At 48.8% G+C, this 2,535-nt stretch carries 2 protein-coding genes and 2 pseudogenes; 1 reads left to right on the plus strand and 3 read right to left on the minus strand.

Going from position 1 to position 2,535, the window contains the following annotated elements:
- The 3 genes and pseudogenes from A8707_RS25965 to A8707_RS25975 all read right to left on the minus strand — a co-directional run.
- A pseudogene (locus A8707_RS25965) lies at positions 1-136 on the minus strand (IS6 family transposase); the annotation flags it as partial.
- A 351-nt stretch (positions 137-487) separates the two neighbouring features.
- Entirely contained in the window at positions 488-739 is a 252-nt protein-coding gene (locus A8707_RS25970; protein WP_068820330.1) for a ribbon-helix-helix protein, CopG family, read from the minus strand.
- A 76-nt stretch (positions 740-815) separates the two neighbouring features.
- Positions 816-1,460: a nucleotide-binding protein gene (locus tag A8707_RS25975; protein ID WP_068820332.1), complete on the minus strand. Its 645-nt coding sequence runs from the start codon at positions 1,458-1,460 to the stop codon at positions 816-818.
- 371 nt (positions 1,461-1,831) lie between these two features.
- On the opposite strand from A8707_RS25975, the pseudogene A8707_RS25980 reads away from it, so the two are divergent.
- A pseudogene (locus A8707_RS25980) lies at positions 1,832-2,535 on the plus strand (ISKra4 family transposase); the annotation flags it as partial.

Consider the following 2,535-nt stretch of genomic DNA (forward strand, 5'->3'; position numbering starts at 1 on the left):
CCACCTCAATTCCTCGCTCTGCCATCATTTCTTCCAAATCCCGGTAGCTCAGAGGATAGCGGCAATACCACCGCACATTCAACACGATGATTTCGGGCAAGAAGTGCCGCCATTTGAACAGAGAGTCAGTCGTCATTTAGAGCAAGGCTAGAAAAAATTAAGCTTCCCTACCTTACTATTTTTGCGACACAACCCGAAACCTTGGCGGCGTTGCAGAAATATTTGGAAGTGACAGAGCGGCAGGTCGAGGATGCGACCGCGGCTCTGTAAGTGATCGTTGTCTCTAGGTAGGCTTACCAAATCGAGCTTCTAGCGCCTGAACGATCACCTCAGTTATCGTGATCCCTTCTCGCTTCGATTCCATTGCTAAAAAGTTGGGCTGGAGAATTATGCTAGATATACACTTCATCATGGAATCAAGCCGACTCTTTTTAGAGGTCAAAAGAGAATCAAACTGATGTCACTAAGACATCAATCTAGTCTCTACTTATTCAGATGCCTCCCGATCGAGCTTTTCATAAATCGCCTCCAAAATCCACTGGTGACGGCTAGGAGCAGGACGACGACTCTTGACCATTTCATCGACTCGTTTCAGCAGGTCTACAGGTAGGCGCAGCTTCAAGCCCTTCACTTCCTCGTCGGTAGCTTCCTCGACTGGCTGAGGTGCCGCAACTTGAGGGGCTGATCCGCCTTCCCGGATAAATTCGTCCACATTTGCTGGCTTTCGTCTAACAACCATTTGATTTCACCTTGACTTCTTTAGGGACTCTAAATACTATCGAATTTACCTCTAAGTGATTCTATTATGATATTACTTATGCATCAAATAGAAGTTTATAGAGCTTTTTAATCTCTGCGATCGCTTTTGAGTCTGAGGGCTTAAATTCGGTCACTGCCAATCCGTTAGAGGCTGCAGATCGGAACGCTTTTCGGTTTCCCAATGGAGCATCTACGAACTCTAGACCAGGCGTATCTTTGGCAATCGCTGCCGCATCTGAGTTATCCGAACCTTTGGCATCTGCACGGTTAATGATGCAGACGGCTTGTAGGTTTTCATTAAAGGCGCGGGCTTCCTCAACCAACTTACCGACACTCTCTAAGGTCCAGACATCAAAGGAGCCAGGGAGGAAGGGAACCACATAGACATTTGCCATTGAGAGAGCTGCTCTCTGTCCCGCCGTGTCTCGACCTCCTACATCGATCACCACGTCATCATATTTTTTTGCCATCCTCAGAACTTCAGACCGAACCGCCGCTCCATAAAGTTTGATGGAGGTGTAGCCTGCTCCCTGCTCTACCAAAGTTTCATTACGAACGGCTGTGAAGTCTGAAGCTGTGCCTTGATCATCCGCATCGACGAGCAACACATCCATTCCCTGGTTGGCTCTCATTACAGTCATGTTGGTCGCGATCGTGGATTTGCCCACCCCACCCTTGATGCCGCCACAGACAAGAATCATTTTGATATCCCCTTAATCTCTTAGTGGCATTTGTATAATATAAAGGTTACCTCGTCAAGGAATCAGAGTGATGTCATAAAGACATCTATACAATATTAAAAATTTTGATTCGCTAACCAGAAACGGGCGAAATAATTCAGGGTATTTACGGAAGGTGATTGGTTGCCCAATGGTTAGTCTTGATCCAGAAACGGACTGCTCACGCCTCAGATGAGATGCAACCCCTACAGCATCTCAATAATGGCGAAGAAATTACTTCTACAACTAAATAACCAATTCCTGAGACGGGACACCGCTCAGGGTGCGACCTCTACTTGATTTAGTAGGTCAAGCATGATATCACTGAGTGAGGCAACCAAGAGGTGGTGAGTATGAGCGCTCAATTGCTGAGTCAAGAAGGGACGCAAGTCAGGATAGAAGTGACGATAGACCTGAGTCATTCGCTGCTGACCAGTGAAGAAGCGATTCAGGAAAGCCTCAACGAGGCGGGTCGTATTGCCACTACAGCCGCTCTTGAGTATCTGGACACCGACGGTTCAGCCATTGAGATTGCCGGAGAGGTGATGCGAACCAAAGGCAAGCAGCCCAAAGCGTATCAAACGCCCTACGGAGAAGTCGTGATTGAACGCCATGTCTATCAGCGCTCTGGAGGCGGGAAAACGGATTGTCCGCTAGAGCGAGCGTCTCGCATCATCATCACCTCCACGCCTCTGTTTGCGAAACAAGTGTCCTCGAAACTGGCGTATAGTTCCGCCCGAGACGTGCAGCGAGACTTGGCTGAGAATCATCAACGCCCGGTCGCCGTGTCCTACATCCAGCGTCTCAGTGAAGCGGTGGCCACGATCATTGAGGTGAAAGAAGAAAGTTGGGACTATGTGCCCCCTCAACTAGACGCTGAAATTGCCAGTGTTGCCATTGGCTTAGATGGCACCTGTATGCTGTTGTGCGACACCGGATGGAGAGAAGCCATGGTCGGCACCATCAGTCTGTATGACGCGTTTGGAGACCGACAACACACCATTTATATGGGAGCCACCCCCGAATATGGCAAGGCGACGTTTCTGGAACGGCTAGA

Origin of the sequence: Phormidesmis priestleyi BC1401, assembly GCF_001650195.1 — a bacterium.
Taxonomy (GTDB): domain Bacteria; phylum Cyanobacteriota; class Cyanobacteriia; order Leptolyngbyales; family Leptolyngbyaceae; genus Phormidesmis_A; species Phormidesmis_A priestleyi_B.

Bases quoted from the DNA above. Each gene is read 5' to 3' on its own strand.
- A8707_RS25975 (WP_068820332.1), bottom strand. From the start codon at position 1,460: ATGATTCTTGTCTGTGGCGGCATCAAGGGTGGGGTGGGCAAATCCACG.
- A8707_RS25970 (WP_068820330.1), bottom strand. From the start codon at position 739: ATGGTTGTTAGACGAAAGCCAGCAAATGTGGACGAATTTATCCGGGAA.